Genomic DNA, 24,471 nt, shown 5'->3' with positions numbered 1-24,471 from the left:
GTTATGTACATGCATGCAACCGATTGTATTAATGGCCAAATGACGAAACAGCGCAATAATTGAGCATATCTTTTTTCATTTTCCCTTAAAAAACCATTACAAAAATGAACAGACATCAAATTGTCAATGTCACCAGGTGCGCCGCACTCTCCATGATCACATTACTATCAGCCTGTACGAAAGAAAACGTTAAAGAGGAACGCCTTGCTGCAGGCAGTAGCCTGGAAACCCAGGCAGTGGGCAGTACTATCCTGAACAACTGGAGTGTAAACTGGGATAACTATGCCCATGGCAGTACTTATACAGCAAACAACGCTGCTACCGATTTCGGTAACGTAACCGGCTGGGTGGATAGCCGGGGAATGATCTCTAACGGCAATCTGCGTATAACCTTATTAAAGAATGCATTATCCGGTGCAGGTGGTGTGGTAGCCAACATTGATATCTCAGACGGTACTGCCTATGAGGTTGATTATGACATCAGGTTCCACAGCCAGTTTGACTGGAGCAGGGGCGGAAAGTTAGGTTTCGGCTTCTCTATCGGTGATGGTAATACCGGTGGCGATCCGGGTTGGGACGGTAACGGTGGTTCTGCGCGCCTGATGTGGTATCAGACTGACGCGGGCCGGGTATTTTTCCAGCCTTATGTTTATTTCAAGGACCAGTCAGGCCAGTATGGAGAAACCTTTGGTAAGTCCTATCCTTCTTCGGGCAGTCTGAATAAAGGGCAAACCTATCATGTACATCTGTATGTGAAAAGTAATACCGGCAGCAATACCAACGGTCATGTACAATATGTGATTGATGGTACGGTAGTACTTGACCAGGATATCCGGTGGACAACAAACGACAGCAAACGACTGATTAAAGGCTTAACTTTCCATACTTTCCGTGGAGGTAGCCAGGATTATTGGGAGTCTGCTACAGATGGATACATCTATTATGATAACCTGAAAGTGCACAGGATCAGTACTAACTGATAACATACAAAAGAAAAGCCTCCAGAGTCTTTGTAAAAAGCTTTGGAGGCTTGTTTATTATAAATCGGCCATTTCCCGTCTGGAGCGTCTCACCCATTGGGTATTCAACCTGCGTACATATCCGGGATGGAGTTCTATTTCATCTTTTACAGCCTGGAACTGTGCTTTTGCATCCTGCGTACGTTGTTGTTTCTTCAGCATCATTCCGTAATAGTACATGGCTTCCATTGAATGATGTACACGGATCACCTTTTTGTATTCTTCTTCCGCTTTTACATAGTCAGTACTGCCTTCTAATGCCCTTGCATACAGCAGTTCATCTTCCTGTTTGGTCATCCGGAAATTACGCATGCCCAGCAGCCGGTTATAGAAGGATACACTCTCAAAGTACTGTTCATTATAAAAATATAGTCTTGCCAGTAACAGCAGAATACCCTGATCGTTTGCATGATGGGCATTGAGGCAGGATTGGGCCAGCTCTATCGCCCGCTGGTATTCCTGGCGGTGTGCATATGCGTTGGCCAATGCCAGTTTGTTAGCAACGGTATCAGAGAGCCTTACTTTACGTTCCAGCTCCTTGATATTATGTCCTGGTACAAATAATTCCTGGAGATTGCTGGTCACTTGTCCCCCGTTAATAGTCGGCCAGATTTCCCTGATGAAATAGGCGATGGCGCCAATGCCTGGCAGGAAAAGCAGGATGTAGATCCAGTCTTTCTTCCCATTTTTCATAGCATGCACAATACAGACAAGTTGTGCAATGAGTATCAGGTAGTAATAATCATTCCAGAAAGGTAACATGGCGTTTTAGGTTAGGTACAGGAGTAATTACAGGCAGTAAAAATAATTCAATGCTTTGAAATTTGATATCCCGAGTTTGATTTTCGTTTATACGAGGTGTTATACACCTGCTATGATGATATGGAAAGTGGTGCCTTTACCTGGTGAAGACTCTACGTGCAGATGGCCTGAATGGTTGGCCATGATACGCCTGCATAAGGATAGCCCTATACCGGAACCGGGATAGTCGGAACGATTGTGCAGTCGTTTGAAAACTTCAAAGATCTGGTCTGCATATTTTGGATCAAAGCCAATACCATTGTCGCTGAAAGAGATATCGAAGTATTGTTTATGGCGATCCGGCTTACCGAGATAGTTACCCACCAGCTCTCCCGGAATAGGACGGGAGGTAATTTTGATCACCGGGCGGATGTCTGCCTGCGTAAATTTCAGGGCATTGCTCATCAAGTTATAAAATAGCTGGTTGATCTGTAAAGGGATGCCTTGCACAACCGGTAAGGGGCCTATGATAATCTGTGCCTGCTTTTCTTCTATGATCAATTCAAAATCGCTGATCACACTTTGCAGCATAATGGTGAGATCTATTTCCCGCATCATATTCCCTTTTTCCAGCAGGCGGGAAAATTCCAGCAGATCTTTGATGAGCATGGACATTCGCTCTGACGACTGGTTGATCTTTTCCACCAGCCGTTTATGATGTATAGGGAGATCGTCCTTGTGATTCAACAGATCGGCATAAATGCGGATCTTGCGCAATGGTTCCTGCAGGTCATGGCTGGCAACGTATGCATATTGTTCCAGTTCCTGGTTGGAACGTATCAGGTTAAGATTGGCGTCCTGCAGTTCTTCGTTCATCGCCGCCAGTTCTTCATTGGATGCGGCCAGTTCTTCTGTTCTTTCTGCCACTTCCAGTTCCAGTGTGTTCTGATATGCCAGTAGTTTATTCCGCGCCAGCACCTGTTCTGTTACATCGATGGCCATATCCACAATGGCATATACTTCTCCTGCTGCGTTCAGCAAGGGCTTATAGGTGAAATTGAAGTAGAAAGTTTCAGGTTTGCCGTCAATGATCAACACTGCTTTGGCCTCTTTTTCATGATGGGCCATACCAGATGTATATACATTGTTGAGGATCTTTATGAAGGGTTGATCATTCAGTTCAGGTACGGCTATTCCCAATGGTTTACCTAATACGGAGTAACCTTTCCCCCAGAACCCGATCATTGGATCGTTGGCTACTTCTATAATAAACTGAGGACCTACGAAGAGCGCAGTTGCCACCGGGGCTTCTTCTACCAGCGAACGGAAACGGGCTTCACTTTCGAGTAAGGCCTGTTGTACATCCAGTTCCGCTCTCAGGTCGCGTGCCACACAGGCAAGCGCGATAGGTTCTCCGCTCATGGGGCTATCCAGTCTGAACGCATTGGTATGAAAAGGCATCTGTTCGCCCGTTTCCAGGTTGGTGTAATATTGCCTTCCCATCCATTTACCAGTATTGACAATAGCGGGTAAGATCTCCTTTTCCAGTTCTACCAGGTGTTCAAGTGTGAATACGTCCCTGATATTGCGGGTGGTGGCAGATACTTTGCTGCCCATCCCGAGCAATTTCACACCAGCATCGTTTATATAGGTGATGGTGCCATCCATGTTGGCAACAGCAATAAGGTCACTGCTGTTTTCTATAAGTGTCAGTAGTTTTTGCTGTTCTTTCCTTGCCGTCACCTCATTGCTGATATCAAAGGCGATCACCAGTATATTCTCTTTACTGTTGTCCTGGTCATTGATACCTGCAATATTTACCTGTACCCAGCGGGTAGTACCATTTTTCCGCTGATAGCGTTTTATCTGATTAAAGACGTCCCGTTTTCCCTGCAGGAGTTCTTCGAAGAGCTGGTTGTTTTCCCGCCGGTGATCTGAATGTATGATATTGAGATAGGATTTGCCGGTCAGTTCCTCTGCCTGATATCCCAATAGACCGGCAAATGCCTTGTTCAGCATCCGAAACCTGCCTTTTCCATCCAGGAAGGCCATTCCGATGGCCGCATTATTAAACGAAAGAGAAAAACGCTGTTCTACCTCTTTTAAGAGCCTGTCCTGCTCTTTCTGAGCAGTAATGTCCAGACAGATGCCGGAGAAAGAAATAGCGGTGCCGTATGCATCATATTCGTATTTACCACGCAACTTCCCCCAATGGATGGAACCGTCGTCCCAGACGAAGCGGGCTTCATAGTGGAGGGAGCCGGTATTTTCGGCTTCTTTATAAGCCTGTTCTCTTACCAGTCTGTCATCGGGGTGAACATGACTGATCAACACATCACGGTCTTTAACAACGGTATCCCTGTTGCCGGTTATGATATAATATAGATTCGGGGAAAAATCGATGGTATTATTAATGAGATCTATTGCAAAGATGCCTGCATCTGATGCCTCAACGGCAAGCGCTGCCATCTTCTCTGCAGCCTGTGCTTTTGCGTTCGCAGTAACTTCGGCGGTAATATCCTGGCTGATACCTGAGAGGCGGGTAGCTATTCCTTCAACGTTGAAGTATGCCTGTCCTTTTACATTTAGCCAAACAACGTTCTGGTTGCCTTCGGCAATGCTTCTGAAGCGCACATTGAACAGATGATCAGCATCTGGCTGTATAGCCTGTTCGACTGCTGCTATAACAGTTGGTTGGTCCGCAGGATAAATGTGTCCCATGACGGACTCAAAAGTAGGCTCTTCGGCTTCACCCAGACAGAGAAGTGCCCTGCACCGGTCATCCAGAACAACTTGACGGTTAAGGATATCTACATCCCACGTACCGATCCCGGCAGCATGTAATGCAAATTTTATCTGTAATTCCTGGTCCCTCGGAATTGATTTATCAGGTCTTGACAATTCACTCATTTTCTCTTGGCATACAGTAGCTGCTACAAGTTAATAAATCAGTTGAATATTTACTTGTCGTTTAATTTTCTGCCATTTTCCAGTTTTTCGATCAAAAGGTTGAGCCTGTTCTGTTTGGTCTCTTCCCGTTTGGCAGAAGTGATCCAGACAATATATTCCTTCCTGTCGGTATAAGACAGTTTATCGAAAAAAGCCTTCGCTTTAGGATGTTTAGAGAAAAGCGCTATTACTTCTTGAGGTAATATTACTTCCCTGGGTTCCTTGTCTTGTTCCAATACAATATGGATAGTATCTCCCAATTCCTTGCCCAATTCTTTCCGGATGGCCTGGGTAATACCAAGGACGTGAAAGGGAGTAGCCATTTTTGCCAGGCTGCCTCTGTAGGTCACTTTACCATCTATTAATGCCTTTACTTTCACCTGACCTTTTACGCCATATAGCTCCTGCACATCGTAGGGAAACTTAACATAGCCGGCATTCATATTGCCATGTTGTATTATTACAGCATCAAAAGTTACTTTCTTTGACATGTTGCAGATTTATTCTTTTTCGTAAGCGTCGATCTCTTTCATGAAATTCATCGCCTTTATAACGGAGGTCCATTCACTGCTACCAAATATAAACTTAAACCAGCGTTTATCAGCGTTCTCCATCCGGGCATTACGGTATATCCAGATGGACACGGCTGTGAATACGGTGGTAACGGTTAGCTGCAGTACCCACAACCCGATGGTTCCATGTTCAAACATACTTTTATTAATGTAAAAAGTAGTATAAAAAGGAGCAGAGAGGAATAGTATCCGGGCAATGTTGATAGTGGAAGATTGAAGCGAAGCCAGTTTACGCTGTGTTTCCACCACATTCATACTGTTGTCGATCTGTTGAATAAGCATTACCTGCCTGATATAAACAACGATAGCGGTTACTGTGGCAGTGGTAATGGCCAGTGCTGAGATGACAAAGAAGTGCCGGTAATATGTCATGGCGGATAATGCCAGGCATACAAGTACAAGCAGCAATAAGGACCATAATATCCCTAAAATAACTGCAATGATCTTGATTGTTTTCAATGGGCGTAATGCCGTCCGCGCTTTTTGTGTTTGTATTTCAGTAAGGAGACGGTGATTAAGAGCCAGTGATTTTTCCAGCTTCTTATCATAATTTGCCCACATTTCTTTTAATGCGATGTCTTCCATATTAATTAACTATGAATAGTGGAGAATTTGTTTTTTAGTTTGTTTTTGATGCGGCTGATCTTCGTTGCAATGTTTGTTTCCGAGAGTCCGAGTATGTCTGCAATTTCCCTGTAGCTTTTTTCTTCCAGGTAGAGGATCATGATAGCCCTGTCCAGTTCCGGTAATTCACTGATGAAGCGTTGAAGGAGCTGAAGCTGCGGTCCGGTATCTTCTTTTTCTTCTGCTACTATTATGATATCAGCTGTAAGTCCGGAAGTACGGTCTGTTCTTTTGCTGTCTTTGCGGTAAAAGGAGATAGCCACATTCAGGGCTATTCTGTATAGCCAGGTGGAGTACTTATACTGATCATTGTACCTGCCGAACGATCGCCATAACTGGAAGACGATCTCCTGGATAAGGTCTTTTCTGTCCTCAGTATTTTTGCAATAGGAGTTCGCTATTTTATAGATAATTCCTTTATGCTGTTCTATTACCGATAGAAAGACATTATCTTCTTTTGAAGAGGTCATATAAGGGTGTAATTAAGGTCACGAATAAGATATTTTACCTTATTATTCGCAGCGGGGAACAAAAAATCACAACAGGATACCAGCCGGTCCTGAAAGTAATCATAATTAATAAGATGGGGTTGGATTTAATTAAGGTTTTCTGACGCCTTTTACAACAAAGGCAGGTAATTCATAGGATAGTAAAAATTATCTTTAAGATTTTCAAGCTTCGGCTCAAAGTCCACGCTGTAGCGGGATTCGAGCCGAAGTAAAAAAGGTGTTTCATAGGATAGTATACGCTAAAGATAATCAAATTTTGATATCAGGAAATTATTTCTTCTCTTTTTGAAATATTTAATATTAAAATGTAAAAAAAGACGTTATGGAATAAAAATTCCGCATTTTTTGATCGATAAATTATTAAAAATCTATCGGTTGTTTTAGGGATGATTGCTCTCAACGATTACTTCTGTCCCTTCAGTGATACTGATCATAAATTTCTTCAGGCGGGAGCATGCCGTATTAAAAACGAGTATCAATAGGCTATATATAATTACCAGTGGTATAGACAGTGGAATAAAGGCCCAGGGCTGTGCCTTACCTGAAAATGCATAATCGGCAGAGATTATGATCATTCCGAATTCCTCAAGGAAGTACGATACAGGTAACATAGCGGAAACCGCCAGAAACAGCAGGTATATTGGTAATATACGGATACGCATGCTGATAGTAGTGCCGTTTTCATTACGACTGATCGTTCCTCTGGTATCGGCCATACCCTGTCTCCCTCTCGCGTCGATATAAGAAAGGGTAAACTGATCGCCGATAACCTCTTTCGTGAAATATGAGGAAGACATTTCCCAATACTTCAGGAACAAGACTTCTTTATCGGGGGCATACTCGACTTTTTCTGACAGCCTCCTTATAACATCGTTAGGTTGTAAGTGACTTTTGATAGTGATTTGCCTATAGGGCAACAGAGATGGCATGGTATAAGGATTTTTATTTAAACTACTATTATCAGTTTTTAGCGATCAGCGAAAGTAATTCTTCAGTTGATAATTTGCCGCTGATATCACTTCCTTCAAGCAGCCTGTCGGCCAGGTCTCTTTTACTATGATGAAGGGCAATGATCTTTTCTTCAATGGTATGTTTTGCTACCAGCCGGTAAATGGTAACAGGCCTTGTCTGGCCGATACGGTAAGCCCTGTCGGAAGCTTGTTCTTCGATAGCAGGATTCCACCAGGGATCAAGATGTATTACATAATCAGCAGCAGTCAGATTCAGTCCAGTTCCTCCCGCTTTCAGACTAATCAGGAATAGTGATCCTTCACCTGACTGAAATTGTTGCACTACTTTTTCTCTTGCAGGTATAGGTGTACTGCCATCCAGATAACAATAGGATATGCACAATTCATCCAATGCCTGCCGTACCAGCTCCAGGTGACGCACATACTGACTGAATACCAGCGCGCGATGGTTGTTGTCGATCAGTTCTTTTACTATTTCAAGGAATACCGCCAGTTTGGACGAGTGTATATCTATCTCCGGATCTATCATCCGGGCATTACATGCCGCCATCCGCAGTTTACCTATTTCGGTCAATGTGTTCAGATGCTGTTTGCTATTCTTTTCCTGACTATATTTTTTGATGTTCTCCACTGCATTCCGGCGCATCGCTTCATAAAACGCCGCTTCATCCGGTGAGAGGGACACCATTTTTACGATCTCGGTTTTCTCTGGCAGTTCATCCAGCACCGCTGTTTTCGTGCGGCGCAACATGAATGGGCCGATTAATTTCCTGAGATGTTTGGTGACACTGCTTTCCGTATTATAAATGACCGGTGTGGCAAATTGTTTATTGAAGTGTTGCAGGTTGCCGAGCAGTCCCGGATTAATGAAGTTAAAAAGGTTCCATATTTCCGTCAGATGATTTTGTACCGGTGTACCCGTCAGGATCAGTTTGAATCCGGCCTGCAATGCCATGGCTGCCCTGGAAGTTTTAGTCTGGTAATTTTTGATGGTATGGGCTTCATCGAGTACCACGGTATTCCAATGGACGCCTGCCAGTAGTTTATCTTCTGATTGCAGTATGCCATAAGTGATCAGGACTACATCAAAAGGGCCTGCTACTTTCAGTACAGCCGACCGGCTACCATTACTGATCTGTTTTACCTGCAGGGAAGGTGCAAACCTGTAGAGTTCATTGGCCCAGTTAGGCAATACCGAAGCCGGACATACGACCAGTGCAGGTCCTTCACTGGCCCGGTATAGCAACATGGCAATAGCCTGTATGGTTTTACCCAGGCCCATATCATCCGCAAGGCAGGCGCCTGCCCCCCATTCTGCAAGACGTGCCATCCAACGGAAACCTTCTTCCTGGTAAGGACGTAACTGTGTTTGTAAAGTAGCCGGTATTTCCGGATGAATATCTTCAGCTGTCGCCTGCCTGGCGCGCAATGCCTTCCAGTGTTCATCTGTATCCACGTTGCCGGCACCTTCCAGCAATTCATCCAGCATGTGTGCTGCCAGCGGACGGATATGTATCTGCTCGTGTTCGGTCAATGCCGTGCTGGCCAGTTCATTGAGTTGCCTGTGCAGTTTTGTAGTGAGTGAAAGGAATTCGCCGTTTCTTAATGTGATGAATCGTGTAGGGCTTAGCTTCACTGCATCCAGCAGTTCCTTTAAAGACAAGACAGTGTCTTCATCTATTTTCAGCTCTCCGTTGCAGGCAAACCATTTACCATCCACTTTACGGATCGTTACGCGTAGCTGCGTCTGATGTGCTACTCCCCTGACTTTCAGTTTTTGCCCTTCCGGCCATTCAGCTACTGCCAGTTCAGGATGCCGGTATATTATTTCAAGTAGTTGCAGGCAGTCCAGTGGATCATCGAAGATAATGGTATCATCCACTACTTCCTGTGCAACAGATTCCTGTATGAGGATCATCAGTCTGGCCAGATTGCTTTTCTCTGCTTCCAGGTCCCTGATAGCCTGGCATCTTTCCCCATTGGTAACACCGATAAGATGCCGGGCCCCTTCTCCCGGTTTACAGTAAGGAGGATCAACCGCAAACGGTTTTACGAAGAAAGAAGCTTTAAGCGCATCTCCGGTGGGTTGTAGTTGTACCCGTATACGTGCATCGGCTGCACGTTGTTTTATATTTAAAGTAGCTGTATCGTCTAAATTGGAATGGACGGTGATATGTGCCCCAATATTCCGCAGTGCCTCTAATAGTTTGTCCTTGCCTTCTGCAGGCACAGTACCTATCTGTTTCAATGTTTGCAGAACAGATCGTTGCTGTTGCGTCAGCCTGATCACCCTTAAACGGGTAGGCGTCTCTTTTATCAGCATTATTTCCCGCGTGTGATCGCTGATATTGGTGCTGAATATATAGCCTTTGCCCGTCCCATTTACGATCAGTTCCGGCTGCCCCCTGGTCACTTCTACAGGGACCGTGGGATCGTCCAACGTAAAAAGATAGGGATGGCCGGTTATCTCCTGCCAGACCCTTTCCCCAAAAATATATGACTCTGTACCATAGGTATGATAGCTCTCTTTCAGGATGGTGCCTGCTATCCTCAAATCATGCTCTGTCATGTTTTCCAGCTGCCCTTCCTTGAGTTTTTTCAGGTCTGTTGGTCTGCCTCGGCTCCAGCCGCTATCTCCCTGGTGTGTTTGTATAACCGGCAGTATCTCCGATCTGCTTACATCTATCAGGTAGGCAATACGGGTAATGGCTGGTGTCTTTTCTTTCAATGGTTTATTGACAGATGGCAGGATCAGGGTATTCAGCAGCCGTTCCCATTCAGGTACGGCCTGCATACGGGAAAATATGGGCTGTTTGCCCATAAGCGCTGCAAGCTCACGGAAAGTTTTTTCTGTACCCAGATAGGCGTGTTCCCGGAAAAGGTAGAGCAGTTCATATGTGAGCAGGCGGTAGTGATGATGGATGCCCTTATAAAGCAATTCCTTAATGAAAGAGCCATATGTTTTCAGGAGCTTGCTTTTAGGATAGAAGGCCTGCAGACATAATAGCGACAGATAACTGAGCAGGTGTTTTTCCGGTTGCCGGAAAGTTGTTTCCAGCAGGATCTGCAACATATGTTCGGCACGCTCTTTTCTGCCATTATGAAAGTGTAAAAGGCTGATAGCCGGTGTAATATCCTGGAATAGTTTTTTGTCATATGCCGCCAGGATTTTATTGATGACGGTGTATGTTTTTTCCTCCGGTAATACAGTGAGTGTATAGGTATATAAAAAGGCAAAAAGCGGTGACACAGGGATACTGTTCTTTTTATCCTGCTGCCGCTGTTGCTTGATCCCTTGTTCAAATAGTGCCAGCGCTTTGTCTGGCTGGCCTTCATACAGCTGTACGACAGCTCCTGCATACAGCGCATCAGTACCACTAATATCTTCTTTAATATAGCCTTCCTGTAGTGAAACTTCTGCATGGGCAAGTGCAGATGCCTCCACCCGGATAAATGCCGCCATTTGTTGTCTGAACGCATGTAATGCCTCCAGGGGCGCCAGAGCCAGCAAATGTTGTCTTACAGCTGCAGTATATATTTTTATGACACTATCTGTATCAAACAAACGTAGTAAACCCTCATATTCTGGATAATATAACAGATAACACAGGTGCGGAAAGTATTCCTGCAATTCAAAAGAGATCTTTCTTACCGGGGGGAGCAATAAGGATTTTTCTCCGGTGAAGAAAGCCGTCAGTAACTGCTGTAGTTCCTGTAGGCGGGCGCTGGTACTGTAAAAAGAGTATGGTTTCGCGTGATCAAGCAGGCGGAGGTATTGCGGCTGGCGGATATTGTCGGGAAACAGGAGAAACGCCAGTTCTGGTATCAGTGAATAGTTACCGGCCAGGTTGTAGTTGCCCAGGCCTTTTTCTTTCAACAGTTCCAGTATATCGATAATCCTGTCTTGTGGCATTTCCCTGACGCGGTTCACGGCATCAATGAACGTATACCGCTCCAATGGATAGAGATAGACGGATAGCACGTCAATGACGATCCTTGTGTCGGCATCCAGGGACTGATATTGTTCTTTGTAAAAGGAAAGATTCACCATCGTTGGTGCAATCTACATTTTATCCGCCGTTCATTATTTGACAAAAGAAAGCATATACTGTGCAGTAGTCCGGAAAGAGGCCAGGTCACTGGGTTTGGTAATATAGTCCTTAACCCCCAGTTCGATGCTTTTAGCTTTGAATATAGGTGAAGTGGAAGTGCTCCAGATAATTTTCGGAATGTCCATAAAACGTCCCTGATCATTCAGTTCTTTAACAACTTCTACTCCGGTTAGCTCCGGAATGTTATAATCCAGGATCATGAGCGCTGGCAATTCTTCTTCTCCGATACTATCCAGGTATTTGACAAACTTTCTGCCGTTGGGAATGCATACGAGTTGCCAGGTAGGATCTATTTCTTCAATCGCATTTTCTAGCAGCTCCTGGTCATCAATATCATCTTCTGCCAACAGGATCAGCCTCTTCGAATGGCCTAAAAGTTGCATCTGTTAAGTTGTTTTTATGGAAACAAAAGTACTTACTTCAAACCACATAATACAATAGCATCTATATGGTATAGAATTAAGTTCTTAAGAACAGGAAACACAACTTAAAGAAAGAATTGATTTATATATATAGCTTCAAGCTAACACCTTTATCATGAACACGCGGAGAAAAAGTCCCGATAATACTGCCTTGCCTGAAAAGGTTGTGGAAAAAACTCCACAGACTTCCACAACCAAGCGCAAAAAACAAACGAAACAGGTCCATGCGCCAGTAGCTGATGAATTAGATTTACGCCAACTTTTACAAGTATTGTCTGAAGTTAGAAGCGGTAATTTTTCAGCCAGGATGCCGGCAGACAGCATTGGATTAAGTGGTAAGATCTGTGATACCGTCAATGAGATCATCTCCCTGAACGAAACATTGGTAGAAGAGTTAACCCTGGCCCGGAATACCATCGGGAAAATGGGACGCCTGAACCACCGCGTGGTGATGCCACGTACCGCAAAGGGATCCTGGGACACAGCAGTGTTCTCTATTAATACATTGATCTCTGATCTGGTACATCCTACTATCGAGATAGCACATGTAATCAGCTCTGTGGCGAAAGGAAATCTTTCCCAGGAAATGCCGCTACAGATAGAAGACCACGTACTGCAGGGCGAATTTGCACGTATTGCCACTGAAGTGAACGGGATGGTGAAACAGCTGAATCTCTTCTCCCGCGAGGTGACGCGTGTGGCCCGTGAAGTAGGTTCCGAGGGTAAACTCGGCGGACAGGCGAAAGTAAAAGATGTGGCGGGGGTATGGAAGGACCTTACCGACTCCGTAAACCAGATGGCAGGTAATCTGACGGCACAGGTGCGTAATATCGCAGAAGTGACCACTGCGGTAGCGAAGGGTGACCTTTCCAAGAAAATTACAGTAGACGTACAGGGAGAGATCCTTGAACTGAAAGATACGATCAACACCATGGTGGACCAGCTGAACTCCTTCTCATCTGAGGTAACGCGTGTGGCGCGTGAGGTGGGTACGGATGGTAAACTGGGAGGCCAGGCAGAGGTTAAAGGGGTGGCAGGTACCTGGAAGGACCTGACAGACTCCGTGAACCAGATGGCGTCCAACCTGACAGGCCAGGTACGTAATATCGCAGAGGTAACGACGGCGGTAGCGAGAGGTGACCTGTCGCGCAAGATCACCGTGGATGTACGTGGGGAGATCCTGGAGCTGAAAAACACGATGAATACGATGGTGGACCAGCTGAACTCCTTCTCGGTAGAGGTGACGCGTGTGGCCCGTGAGGTAGGTTCCGAAGGTAAACTGGGTGGTCAGGCAACGGTAAAAGGCGTAGGTGGTGTGTGGAAAGACCTGACCGATTCCGTAAACCAGATGGCGGGCAACCTGACCGCACAGGTACGTAACATTGCAGACGTAACAACGGCAGTGGCGAAAGGTGACCTGTCGCGTAAGATCACGGTGGATGTAAAGGGAGAGATCCTTGAACTGAAAAATACCATCAACACCATGGTGGATCAGCTGAACTCCTTCGCTTCTGAGGTGACCCGTGTGGCACTCGAAGTAGGTACAGAAGGTAAGTTGGGTGGTCAGGCGAAAGTGCAGGGCGTGGGTGGTACCTGGAAAGACCTGACGGACTCTGTGAACCAGATGGGGTCTAACCTGACAGCGCAGGTGCGTAACATCGCGGAAGTAACAACAGCGGTGGCGAATGGTGACTTGTCCAAAAAGATCACCGTGAACGTAGAGGGAGAGATCCTCGAGCTGAAAAAGACCATCAATACGATGGTGGACCAGCTGAACTCTTTTGCCTCTGAGGTGACCCGTGTGGCACTGGAAGTAGGTACGGAAGGTAAGCTGGGTGGCCAGGCAAAAGTGCAGGGTGTGGGTGGTACCTGGAAAGACCTGACAGAATCAGTGAACCAGATGGGATCTAACCTGACGGCACAGGTGCGTAACATCGCCGAGGTGACGACAGCGGTAGCGAAAGGAGACCTGTCACGTAAGATCACGGTGGACGTAAAGGGAGAGATCCTTGAGCTGAAAAATACGATCAACACGATGGTGGACCAGCTGAACTCTTTTGGTTCGGAAGTGTTCCGTGTGGCGCGTGAGGTAGGTTCTGAAGGTAAACTCGGCGGACAGGCAGATGTACCTGGTGTAGAAGGCTTATGGAAAGACCTGACGGACTCCGTGAATATCATGGCGTCCAATCTGACATCGCAGGTACGTAACATCGCTGAGGTAACAACAGCGGTGGCAAATGGTGACTTGTCACGTAAAATTGAAGTAGACGTTAAAGGAGAGATCCTTGAACTGAAAAATACCATCAATACCATGGTGGAACAGCTGCGCGCATTTGCCTCTGAGGTAACGCGTGTAGCGCGTGAGGTAGGTACCGACGGTAAACTGGGTGGTCAGGCGTTCGTACCGGGCGTAGGCGGTACCTGGAAAGACCTGACGGACTCTGTAAACCAGATGGCGGGTAACCTGACAGCCCAGGTGCGTAACATCGCCGATGTGGCCATCGCGGTGGCAAATGGAGACATGTCCCGTAAGATTACGGTGGACGTACGCGGAGAGATCCTGCAGTTGAAAGAAACGCTGAATACGATGGTGGACCAGTTGCGTGCATTTGCCTCTGAGGTAACGCGTGTGGCCCGTGAGGTGGGTACTGATGGTAAACTGGGTGGTCAGGCATTCGTACCGGGTGTAGCTGGTACCTGGAAAGACCTGACGGATTCCGTAAACCAGATGACGGGTAACCTGACATCACAGGTGCGTAACATCGCTGAGGTAACGAAAGCGGTGGCCTCCGGTGACTTGTCCAAGAAGGTAACAATAGACGTAAAAGGGGAAATCCTCGATCTGAAAAATACCATCAACACGATGGTGGACCAGCTGAACTCCTTCGCCTTTGAGGTGACCCGTGTGGCCCGTGAGGTGGGTACGGAAGGTAAGCTGGGTGGCCAGGCAGAAGTACAGGGTGTGGGTGGTACCTGGAAAGACCTGACAGACTCTGTAAACATGATGGCGTCCAACCTGACCAACCAGGTGTGTGGTATCGCTAAAGTGGTAACTGCCGTGGCTACCGGTAACCTGAAACAGAAATTATCCATCGTATCACGCGGTGAGGTGGCACAGTTGACAGAGACGATTAATGAAATGATCGATACACTGGCCTTGTTTGCTGACCAGGTGACGACGGTGGCCCGTGAAGTGGGTGTGGAAGGACGACTGGGTGGCCAGGCGAGCGTGCCTGGTGCTTCCGGTATCTGGAAGAACCTGACAGAAAACGTGAACCAGCTGGCGGAAAACCTTACTACGCAGGTACGTGCTATCTCTGCGGTAGCTTCGGCGGTAACGAAAGGTGATCTCACCCAGATGATCCGTGTGGAAGCGAAAGGTGAGGTAGAAGAGCTGAAGGATACCATTAACCAGATGATCGCCAACCTGAAACAGACAACCCTGCGTAACCAGGAACAGGACTGGTTGAAATCCAACCTGGCCAAGTTCACGCAGATGCTGCAGGGACAGAAAGATCTGAATACAGTAACCCGTCGTATCCTCTCAGAGCTGGCACAGGTGGTGAACGCGCAGAAAGGTATGTTCTACATCCTGGAACAGGAAGAGAACCTGGAAAATCCAAAACTGAAATTATTTGCAGCATACGCTTATGGCAGCGAGGTAGGCATCTCCCGTGAATTTGCACTCGGACAGGGTCTGGTAGGACAATGCGCCGTGGAGAAAGAACGTATCCTGCTGACAAACGTACCTTCCAACTATATTAAGATCAGCTCCGGTTTGGGAGAAGCTACACCAGTGAACCTGATCGTGCTGCCGGTACTGTTTGAGACGCAGATCAAGGCGGTGATAGAACTGGCCTCCTTTGACATGTTCAGCCAGACACACCTTGACTTCCTCAGTCAGCTGACAGAAAGTATCGGTATCGTGTTGAATACGATCGAAGCGAACTCCAGGACGGAAGACCTGCTGGAACAGTCTCAGTCACTGGCAGATGAATTAAGACGTACGAACGAAGAATTGCAGGATAAAGCCCACCTGCTGGTGAAACAGAAAGAGGAGGTGGAAGAGAAGAATAAGGAGGTGGAAGAAGCAAGGAAATCACTGGAAGAAAAAGCGGAACAGTTACAGCTTACTTCCAAGTATAAATCAGAGTTCCTTGCCAACATGTCGCACGAGTTGCGTACGCCGTTGAACTCCCTGTTGATCCTTGCACAACAACTGTATGAGAACCATGATGGCAACCTGAATGAAAAACAGGTGCGTTACGCTAAAACGATTCATAGTTGTGGTGATGACCTCATCCAGCTGATCAATGATATTCTCGACCTGTCTAAGATCGAATCCGGTTATATTTCTACAGACTTTATCAAGGTACGTTTCAACGAGGTAGTATCCTTTGTGGAGACAACCTTTAAACACGTCTCAGAAAGTAAGAACCTGCGCTTCCGTATTGATATGGACGATCAGTTACCGGCCTCCCTGGAAACGGATGTACAGCGTCTGAACCAGATCCTGAAAAATCTGCTTTCCAATGCGTTTAAGTTCACAGAAAAAGGAGAAGTAAGGCTCCGTATCTATGAAGCAAAACGCAGCTGGCGTATGATAAATGAAAGCCTGGAAAGTGCAGCCAGAGTAGTGGCATTCGAGATCAGGGATACGGGGATAGGTATTTCGAAAGATAAGCAGAACATTATCTTCGAAGCCTTCCAGCAGGCAGAAGGCTCTACCAGCCGTAAGTACGGAGGTACTGGTCTGGGACTGTCTATCAGCCGTGGTCTGGCAGACCTGCTGGGTGGCTCCATTGAACTGGTGAGTGAGGTTGGCCGCGGTAGCACTTTTACATTGTTCCTGCCACTGCAGTATAATCCTGCGACTATTAAACGGGAGAAACAAAGCAGCCTGACGGTAGGACAATACCAGTTACCTGAAGGATATGAAGCTACTATCATACCGTCTATCCCGGGAGTAAAACTTCCTGAAATAAAAGACCTGGAAGGATTGAATGAGATCATCAATGAAATAGGTGACGACCGGACACACGTTATCGATACCGATAAAGTAGTGTTGATTGTGGAAGATGATGTGCGCTTTGCCAAAATTATGCTGGAAAAGGCACATGAAATGGGCCTGAAGGTAGTGGTAGCAACCAGTTTCGGAGATGTATTCGACCTGACAAATAAATACAATCCGATCGCAGTGACGCTGGATGTAAAACTGCCGGATGCCAGCGGATGGAGAGTATTGGATCTCTTTAAGAACGATATTAATCTCCGGCATATTCCTATTCACCTGATCTCCGGAGAAGAGAACCGTTTACTGGCAATGCACCGTGGCGCCAGAAGCTTTAGCCTGAAGCCATTGAAAGCGGAAGCATTGAATGTGTTGTTTGCCAATATATTAGAACATGATGTCCGGAGAACGAAAAAGGTATTGGTTGTGGAAGATAATGAGCCGGATGCATCCCAGATTGCCAGAATACTGGACAATGGTGATCTGATCGAAATGGAATTCGTAGAAAACGGAAAAGCAGCAATCGAACGTGTAAATAATACAGTATATGATTGTATCATTGCAGATTATATGCTGCCGGACATTGACGGCGCAGAATTCGTTGCCAATATGAATACGGTGAACCGGCACAATGCGACACCGGTCATTGTATATTCCGCGAAAGATTTTTCCAATAGTGAAAAGTCAAAGTTGAAGCAGTATGCCAATAAAATATTACTGAAAGGCGTTAATTCCCTTGACCTGTTATTGGAAGAAACGGTGATGCAGTTGCATATTAATCACCAGTCTCTGTTGCCGGAAAAGAGAAAGCTGATTGAAGATCTCCGTTCCCAGAAGGATGTGTTGATCCATAAGAATGTACTGGTAGTAGATGATGACGTTCGTAATCTGTTTGCACTGACCACGGCATTTGAAAGATTCCATATCAATACGATCACAGCGGAAAGTGGTAAGGAGGCAATGAACATTCTCAGTGAAAACAGTGACATAGACATCGTATTGATGGATATCATGATGCCTGAAATGGATGGCTATGAAACGATGCAAAAGATCAGAAGAGAGCATAAAAACAGTGCCTTGCCTATTATTGCTGTAACTGCGAAAGCTATGAAGGGGGATAGGGAGAAATGCCTGGAAGCAGGAGCTTCTGATTATATCACCAAGCCACTAAAAATTGATCAATTGCTGTCGCTGATGCGTGTTTGGCTGTACAGATAAGATTAAAGTATTCATTTTGAAAATCGAACAATTTTGCAGGACCAGGGCTTAATTAAAATATTGGTTGTTGATGACCGGCAGGATAATTTATTGTCTATAGAATCCATCCTGGAGAGGGAAAGCTATACGATCATAAAAGCCAATTCGGGAAGGGCTGCGTTGAAAATACTGTTAAAGGAATTCGATTTCTCACTGATACTGATGGATGTGCAGATGCCCGATATGAATGGTTTTGAAACAGCAGCCCTTATTTATCAGCGGGAGAAACTGAAAGACATCCCTATCATCTTTATTACAGCACACAGTCATGAAGAGGAGGCCATTTTTAAAGGATATAGAGTAGGAGCAGTCGACTTTATCTATAAACCTGTTAATCCTGAATTGTTGCGCGTAAAAGTGGGACTGTTCGTAGAGCTGTACCGTAAAACACAATCTCTCATCGCTCAGGAACAGAAGCTGCTGCTGGCAAATGCTTCCCTGCAAAGGGAAATAGTAGAGAGAGAGGCTTCCGAACTCAGAGTGCGTGAGCTGAACCAGCAGCTGCTGCAGAATAACATACATCTGAAGGCGGTGAACGAAGAGTTGGACAGGTTTGCCTACATTGCTTCTCATGACCTGCAGGAACCTTTGCGTAAGATCAGGGTCTTCAGTGATATGATCCTGCAAAAGAAAAGCGGTGAAGCGGAGGTTGATAAATATGTACAAAAGATCACCAATGCGACTATTCGCATGCAGCAACTGGTGAGTGATCTGTTGCGGTTTTCCCGTCATTCCATACAGGGAGGCGACTTTATGCAGTGTGATCTGAATGATCTGGTAAAAGAAGCGTTGACAGAATTGGAGATCAAGATACAACAAACCAATGCCCGGATACAGATCGACTCCTTGCCTTCTTTACAGGTAATTCCTACCCTGATGCGACAGGTGTTCTATAACCTTATCAGCAATGCATTGAAGTTCCGGAAAAAGGAAGTGGCACCAGAAGTGCATATTTATGCAGAGATGGTGACTTCACCGGATCATCAATATATGAGTGAGAGAGAGAATGGCAAGTATTACAAAATCTTTGTAACGGATAATGGTATTGGTTTTGAAAGCCAGTACGTGGAAGATATTTTCGTTGTATTTAAGAGATTGCACAGTTATCATGAGATAGAAGGTACAGGTATCGGGTTATCTATCTGCAAGAAGATCATGGAACAACATAATGGATTTATTACAGCAACGAGTGAGATCGATAACGGCGCTACTTTTATAATCGGTATTCCGGAGAAGCAGTTACTGCCAATGAACCTCAGCATAACTTAGAAATACTTATAAAATAAAAATGGCCATCGCGTTTGTGCGTGATGGCCATTTTTATTTTATATACGATAGATCAATACTTACACAATACCTGTTGCTTTACCTCAAAGCTGCCTTTTACGCGGATATCTTCAGAGGAAGCGCCAACCATTACGCTAAAGGTGCCTGGTTCCACTACCCATTTCATATCAACATTCAGCAATCTCAGATCTTCAGGTAACAGCTCAAAAGTAACCTCCTGCTGTTCGCCTGCTGCCAGGTGTATACGTCTGAATTTCTTCAGTTGTTTTACCGCAGTAACAACAGAGCTGGCATCATCACGGACATACAACTGCGCTACTTCATCGCCGGCAACCTTGCTGGTATTCTTTAATGTGAAAGTAACAGACACTTTCAGATTATTACCTGCTGCCTGTACATTGGTTTTCAGGTTCTGATAGTCGAAAGTAGAATAGCTTAAACCATGGCCGAAGCTGTATAAAGGTTTCGCGTCCATTTCCACATAGTCATGTCTTGAGGCATTTTTGTAGTTGTAATACACTGGCAATTGTCCTACTGACTTAGGGATGGAAACCGGTAAACGGCCGGCAGGATTGTAGTCGCCAAAGAGTACATCTGCAACAGCATTACCACCTTCCTGACCAGGATACCATGCATTTACAATGGCAGGTACATGCTGTGCTGCCCAGTTGATATTCAACGGACGGCCTTCAATCAGTACCAGCACTACCGGTTTGCCGGTGGCCACGATACGCTCCAGCAAACGGGATTGTAAACCCATCAGGTCAAGGCTTACCCTGTCATATCCTTCTCCGCTTTCCATATCGCTTACAGCCACTTCTGCTGATTTAACTTCTGCAGCGCCAGTGCTCTGGTAAGACGTTTCGAAATCACGTGCGCTGGAACCACCCAGTACCATCACTACTGCATCTGCCTGCTGGGCCGCTGCTACAGCTTCATTGATGCTGGCATGAGCAGTGTCGCGGATGGCGCAACCTTTTACATAGGTCACCTTTGTATCGGGAGATACTTTGGCTTTAATGCCTTCCAGTACGGTGACTATCTTTTCCTGGGGCTGCGGAGCGGTATAATCGCCCAGTTGATTGTAAATGTTATCAGCGTTAGGCCCGATCACTGCGAGGTGCTTAATGGTCTTATTTAAGGGCAGCAATCCGTTTTCATTCTTCATCAGCACAATGGATTCAGCTGCCACGCGTTTTGCCAGTGCTTTGTTCTCAGCCGTACCTACTGATTTTTCCGCCACATCTGCATCAACATAAGGATGCTCAAATAATCCCATTGCAAATTTCAGTCTCAGGACATGGGCCACCGCTGTATCGAGAGTAGCCAAGGTTACTTTCTTCTCATTCACTGCTTTTATTAAAGCATCGCCATAGGCTTCCCCTCCAAGGTCTGCATCCAGACCGGCATTGATAGACAGTGTGGCTGCTTCTTCTATGGTGGCAGCTACGTGGTGGTTAGAGCGTACACCTGGGATGCCGCCCAGGTCAGAAACCGTGAAGCCCTTAAAGCCCCACTGTTTCACCAGTACATCTTTCAGCAGGAAGCTGTTGGAGCTGCATGGTATGCCATCAATAGAGTTGTAAGACGCCATAATAGACAAGGCGCCCGCTTTGATAGCTGCCTGGAAGGGAGGCAGGTAAGATGAATACAGGTCTCTCAGGCCGGTAAGTGCGATACCTCCGTTATGCCCGCCTTCAGGAGAGCCATATGCCGTAAAATGTTTTAATGTAGAGATGACGTTGCGGCCGGAATTGATATTACTACCCTGAAAGCCTTTTACCATAGAGACACCCATCTGGCTGATCAGGTAGGGATCTTCTCCATAGGTTTCTTCCAGTCTGGACCAGCGGGGCTCACGCACAAGGTCCAATACCGGGCCATAACCTATATGTGCACCCTGTAAACGGGCTTCTTTCGCTATGGTTGCTGCCATCTCCTGAATCAGAGCCGGGTCCCATGTGCTGGCCTGACCAATGGATGTGGAGAAAACAGTGGTTCCGATGGCCATATGCCCATGCGGACACTCTTCTGCAAGCAAAAGAGGGATGCCCAGGCGGGTATTTTCCATCATATACTTCTGCAGGGCATTGGTAGCCTTTGCAGACAGTTTTGGCGTCAAACCAGTCACCAGTGTCTTCTTAGTCCACGGATCGGCCCTTAAAGTAGCCCAAAAACTACCGATGTACCGTTTGGAGATCACTGTTTTAAATGCTTCACTGACACCTACGGAATCACCTTGCTTGTCATACATATCCCATCCCAGCAGGGTGCATAATTGCCCTACCTTTTCCTCCAGCGTCATGCGTTTCAGCAGGTCTTTTACTCGGGCGTCAACCGGTGCTGAGGGATTTTTGTAGAGGACAGTGCTGGTATTTCCTTTTTTGACCTGCCCCAGGGCTGGCGAGCCTAACCCTAGTATCATTATGAAAATCATAAGATAACTCCGGCTAATGGCGATGTTTTTTGTTCTCATTGGACCTGTTGATAAGATTCTATTATGTTAAGATAATTGACAATCATTAGTTTATTAGCTACGTCAGTAAAAATAACAGTACTGAGAGGAATTTCATAAAGAATTTTGCCGGACAGGGTTTGCGGAGATTAGATGCCTTATTCTCCGCAGATTGTGCGGTGAATAGGACTGCCATAAAATAATGAAAAATGGCCGGTCAGGAAGACCAGCCATTTCTGCTATATAAGAATGGATGAAAGGGTTATTTATTCTCTTCTTTGGATCCTTCCTGTTTGTTGCCCAGCTGCTCCAGCAGTTTCAGGCCCAGTAACCCGCTGATAGAGCCGTTAGTGCCATCTCCGCCTCCGATGAGGATGTCAGGCATGATCTTGATATGCTGCTCACCGATAGCTTCCATTACTTTCAGCTGGGTAAAGTTGTTACCACCCATCGCTTCCACCGCCAGTTTATAAGATTCGGCACTGGATTTACCGATAGCAAGGATCTTTTCAGCTTCCGCATTACCAGTCAGGGAGATCTTTTCCGCATCGGCTTTTGCGATCAGCTCTGTTCTTTCAGCTTCTGCCTTCGCCAGTACACGTACTTTTTCGGCTTCACCGCTTGCCAGCAGTTTCATCCTGTCAGCTTCCGCATTGGCTTGCAGACGTACGCTGTTTGCATCACCGGTTGCCTTTTTAACGGCAGCATCCGCGATCCTTTCTGCGATCAATACACCCTGGTCAGCCTTTACGATCTCTTTCTGGATTTCAGCGATAGCTGTTTCTTTTTCGAGTGCCTGCCTGGTTTCCTGTGCACGCATCTGCGTATCGTAGGTTACCTTTTGTTCTTCCGCCAGTTTACGGTCTGTCAGTGTTTTCATCAGGCTTTCAGGAGGTACGATGTCGCCGATCAGTGTATCCACACCGAATACGTTGTATTGCTCCAGTACTCTGCCGATATGTTGTTTAGCAGAATCCTGTCTTTCCTTACGGCTCTTCAGGAAGTCGATCACCTCAGCATCCTGTGCGGAGTTACGGAAATAGTTACCGATGGTTGGCTCCAGTACCTGTGTAACCAGGTTGCTCATATTACCGAAACGGGCAATTACCTTAGGTGCTTCGGTAGATGGGATATGAATGATCTGTGCCACGTCCAGGTTAAAGGTAAAACCGTCCTTACTACGTACCGTGATGGTAGACAGGTTCTTGTCCAGCTGGTGCGCTTCGCTCCGTGCAGAGGCCCAGTTCAGTACCAGGTTGGTCGTAGGTACATACTCTACTTTCATGATGTATGGGTTGATAGGATACTTACCTGGTCCCAGTGGGTCGGCCCATACACCCTTGTGGTTCTTTGCAACGATGTTACCATGTTTGAACTCTGCACCGCTGAGGTCTTCACCGTCGCTACCTACGTAAGAGATTACAACGCCCACATGGCTGATCGGAATTTCCGTCATCTGTCGCATTTCCACTTTGGCAAACCATGGGTTCAGGAAGTAAGAACCCGAGAGGATCACCTGTTCCTGCAGACCTTTATAACCGCCGTTGGCAAGGAAAGCGTCAGCATCCTGGAAGTTGTTGTGGTTAGTGATGATCTTACCCGCGATCTGGCCTGTTTCGATAGCCTGGCCTTCCAGTGTGGTAACGATACCTACCGCGTTATCAGGGACTGTGGTCATATCAGTGATCTCCACGTCAAACAGAAAGGTGTTGATACGATAAGAACCCGGCGTCATGATAGCGGTCTGCCGTCCTTTTTGTCCGCCGTTATTCAGGAATGATTCTGCATTCTGGTATGCATCACAATCCACACGACGGGCCATAATAGCACCCGGCTGCAGTTCTGTACCATCTTTTGCCAGTACAAGACCGATCTTGCCGGTTGGGATAATGGTAAATGACTGAAAGGTCACTTCGTATTGCCAGAACCATTTCCCGAAATAAACGCCGGGCGCCAGGGTCTGTGCCTGGAAACCCGCTTCGCCATTGGTGGCGATGATACGGCCTTCCGGTAAGGATTGTTTACCGACAAGAACGAATTTCTTTGTTACAAGACCGATCTTATCTTCCGGTACGATAACCAGACCAAAGAAGACTCGAAGGATGAACTTGTAGAGAATAAGGCATAGTAGGGGCAGGCCGATAATCATCAGCCATCTGATTACTTCAGGAGTTTGCATAATTGTGCTGTGTTTATTTGATATAGATAATAGAATGCTGTGGCCGCGTATATGTGTATATACGCGAATAGATTGTACAAAGCCGTACAAATGTGTATAGCGTTGCTTTTACAGTTGTAGCTGTAGTAAAAACGTGTGCAGACAAAAGCCCTTTTAAAAACTTTCCGTCGCTCGTCTAACTAAATTCCGGGGGGAGAAGTGTTAAGAATGGTGAAGTGTAAAAAGTGCATATCAGCACGCATGTAGGGATCAGTGTCCATTGTAAATTGAATTACCATACAAAGGTTATAACAATTTTCTGAATTCCAAAAAAGATTCGGAAGAATAGTAATAAAATAAACTGCAAGAACCTCTTGTTAGTGT

At 46.1% G+C, this 24,471-nt stretch carries 13 protein-coding genes; 3 read left to right on the top strand and 10 right to left on the bottom strand.

Translation table 11 applies throughout. The features are described from left to right. Positions 1-104: 104 nt before the first annotated feature. Entirely contained in the window at positions 105-980 is an 876-nt protein-coding gene (locus BLR32_RS03920; RefSeq protein ID WP_143011357.1) for a polysaccharide lyase, read from the top strand. A 57-nt stretch (positions 981-1,037) separates the two neighbouring features. Here the strand turns inward: BLR32_RS03920 and BLR32_RS03915 are convergent, their stop codons facing one another. The 8 genes from BLR32_RS03915 to BLR32_RS03880 all read right to left on the bottom strand — a co-directional run bounded on the left by BLR32_RS03915 (position 1,038) and on the right by BLR32_RS03880 (position 11,880). Beyond that, positions 1,038-1,781, bottom strand: coding sequence for a hypothetical protein (locus BLR32_RS03915; protein ID WP_089828921.1), 744 nt, complete (start codon positions 1,779-1,781; stop codon positions 1,038-1,040). Between the two features lie 99 nt (positions 1,782-1,880). Next, the gene (locus BLR32_RS03910) at positions 1,881-4,670 is read right to left on the bottom strand and encodes a PAS domain S-box protein (protein WP_089828920.1); all 2,790 of its coding nucleotides are present in this window, start codon (positions 4,668-4,670) and stop codon (positions 1,881-1,883) included. 50 nt (positions 4,671-4,720) lie between these two features. Continuing rightward, the gene (locus tag BLR32_RS03905) at positions 4,721-5,200 is read right to left on the bottom strand and encodes a YdeI/OmpD-associated family protein (protein ID WP_089828919.1); all 480 of its coding nucleotides are present in this window, start codon (positions 5,198-5,200) and stop codon (positions 4,721-4,723) included. A 9-nt stretch (positions 5,201-5,209) separates the two neighbouring features. Continuing rightward, positions 5,210-5,866 (bottom strand): hypothetical protein, encoded by a 657-nt coding sequence (locus BLR32_RS03900; RefSeq protein WP_089828918.1) that lies wholly within the window; start codon positions 5,864-5,866, stop codon positions 5,210-5,212. A gap of 5 nt (positions 5,867-5,871) precedes the next feature. After that, positions 5,872-6,375 carry an RNA polymerase sigma factor gene (locus BLR32_RS03895; RefSeq protein WP_089828917.1) on the bottom strand — a complete coding sequence of 168 codons (504 nt, stop codon included), beginning with the start codon at positions 6,373-6,375 and terminating at the stop codon, positions 5,872-5,874. Between the two features lie 419 nt (positions 6,376-6,794). Then, positions 6,795-7,343 carry a hypothetical protein gene (locus tag BLR32_RS03890; protein WP_143011356.1) on the bottom strand — a complete coding sequence of 183 codons (549 nt, stop codon included), beginning with the start codon at positions 7,341-7,343 and terminating at the stop codon, positions 6,795-6,797. Between the two features lie 31 nt (positions 7,344-7,374). Beyond that, the gene (locus BLR32_RS03885) at positions 7,375-11,436 is read right to left on the bottom strand and encodes a DEAD/DEAH box helicase (RefSeq protein WP_089828915.1); all 4,062 of its coding nucleotides are present in this window, start codon (positions 11,434-11,436) and stop codon (positions 7,375-7,377) included. A gap of 33 nt (positions 11,437-11,469) precedes the next feature. After that, positions 11,470-11,880 (bottom strand): response regulator, encoded by a 411-nt coding sequence (locus BLR32_RS03880; RefSeq protein ID WP_089828914.1) that lies wholly within the window; start codon positions 11,878-11,880, stop codon positions 11,470-11,472. A 154-nt stretch (positions 11,881-12,034) separates the two neighbouring features. Here BLR32_RS03880 and BLR32_RS03875 point away from each other — a divergent pair, with 154 nt between their 5' ends. Then, positions 12,035-18,148, top strand: a complete 6,114-nt coding sequence (locus tag BLR32_RS03875; RefSeq protein ID WP_218124147.1) for a HAMP domain-containing protein — start codon at positions 12,035-12,037, stop codon at positions 18,146-18,148. Between the two features lie 33 nt (positions 18,149-18,181). Then, positions 18,182-19,456: a sensor histidine kinase gene (locus tag BLR32_RS03870; RefSeq protein WP_089828913.1), complete on the top strand. Its 1,275-nt coding sequence runs from the start codon at positions 18,182-18,184 to the stop codon at positions 19,454-19,456. Between the two features lie 70 nt (positions 19,457-19,526). Here the strand turns inward: BLR32_RS03870 and BLR32_RS03865 are convergent, their stop codons facing one another. Together BLR32_RS03865 and BLR32_RS03860 are read right to left on the bottom strand one after the other, a co-directional pair. Continuing rightward, a complete protein-coding gene (locus BLR32_RS03865; protein ID WP_245705347.1) occupies positions 19,527-21,899 on the bottom strand; it encodes a glycoside hydrolase family 3 N-terminal domain-containing protein in 2,373 nt (790 codons plus the stop codon). Between the two features lie 292 nt (positions 21,900-22,191). Then, positions 22,192-24,108, bottom strand: a complete 1,917-nt coding sequence (locus BLR32_RS03860; RefSeq protein WP_089828911.1) for an SPFH domain-containing protein — start codon at positions 24,106-24,108, stop codon at positions 22,192-22,194. Between the last annotated feature and the right edge of the window lie 363 nt (positions 24,109-24,471).

The organism is Chitinophaga filiformis, assembly GCF_900102545.1.
In the GTDB taxonomy this organism is placed as follows: domain Bacteria; phylum Bacteroidota; class Bacteroidia; order Chitinophagales; family Chitinophagaceae; genus Chitinophaga; species Chitinophaga filiformis.
The sequence above is the reverse complement of the archived record's forward strand: the minus strand, read 5'-3'. Positions and strand labels throughout refer to the sequence as shown.

Coding starts and splice junctions, on each gene's coding strand:
- BLR32_RS03900 (WP_089828918.1), bottom strand. CDS start 5,866: ATGGAAGACATCGCATTAAAAGAAATGTGGGCAAATTATGATAAGAAG.
- BLR32_RS03865 (WP_245705347.1), bottom strand. CDS start 21,899: ATGATACTAGGGTTAGGCTCGCCAGCCCTGGGGCAGGTCAAAAAAGGA.
- BLR32_RS03875 (WP_218124147.1), top strand. CDS start 12,035: ATGAACACGCGGAGAAAAAGTCCCGATAATACTGCCTTGCCTGAAAAG.
- BLR32_RS03895 (WP_089828917.1), bottom strand. CDS start 6,375: ATGACCTCTTCAAAAGAAGATAATGTCTTTCTATCGGTAATAGAACAG.
- BLR32_RS03910 (WP_089828920.1), bottom strand. CDS start 4,670: ATGAGTGAATTGTCAAGACCTGATAAATCAATTCCGAGGGACCAGGAA.
- BLR32_RS03905 (WP_089828919.1), bottom strand. CDS start 5,200: ATGTCAAAGAAAGTAACTTTTGATGCTGTAATAATACAACATGGCAAT.
- BLR32_RS03890 (WP_143011356.1), bottom strand. CDS start 7,343: ATGCCATCTCTGTTGCCCTATAGGCAAATCACTATCAAAAGTCACTTA.
- BLR32_RS03915 (WP_089828921.1), bottom strand. CDS start 1,781: ATGTTACCTTTCTGGAATGATTATTACTACCTGATACTCATTGCACAA.
- BLR32_RS03860 (WP_089828911.1), bottom strand. CDS start 24,108: ATGCAAACTCCTGAAGTAATCAGATGGCTGATGATTATCGGCCTGCCC.
- BLR32_RS03885 (WP_089828915.1), bottom strand. CDS start 11,436: ATGGTGAATCTTTCCTTTTACAAAGAACAATATCAGTCCCTGGATGCC.
- BLR32_RS03920 (WP_143011357.1), top strand. CDS start 105: ATGAACAGACATCAAATTGTCAATGTCACCAGGTGCGCCGCACTCTCC.
- BLR32_RS03880 (WP_089828914.1), bottom strand. CDS start 11,880: ATGCAACTTTTAGGCCATTCGAAGAGGCTGATCCTGTTGGCAGAAGAT.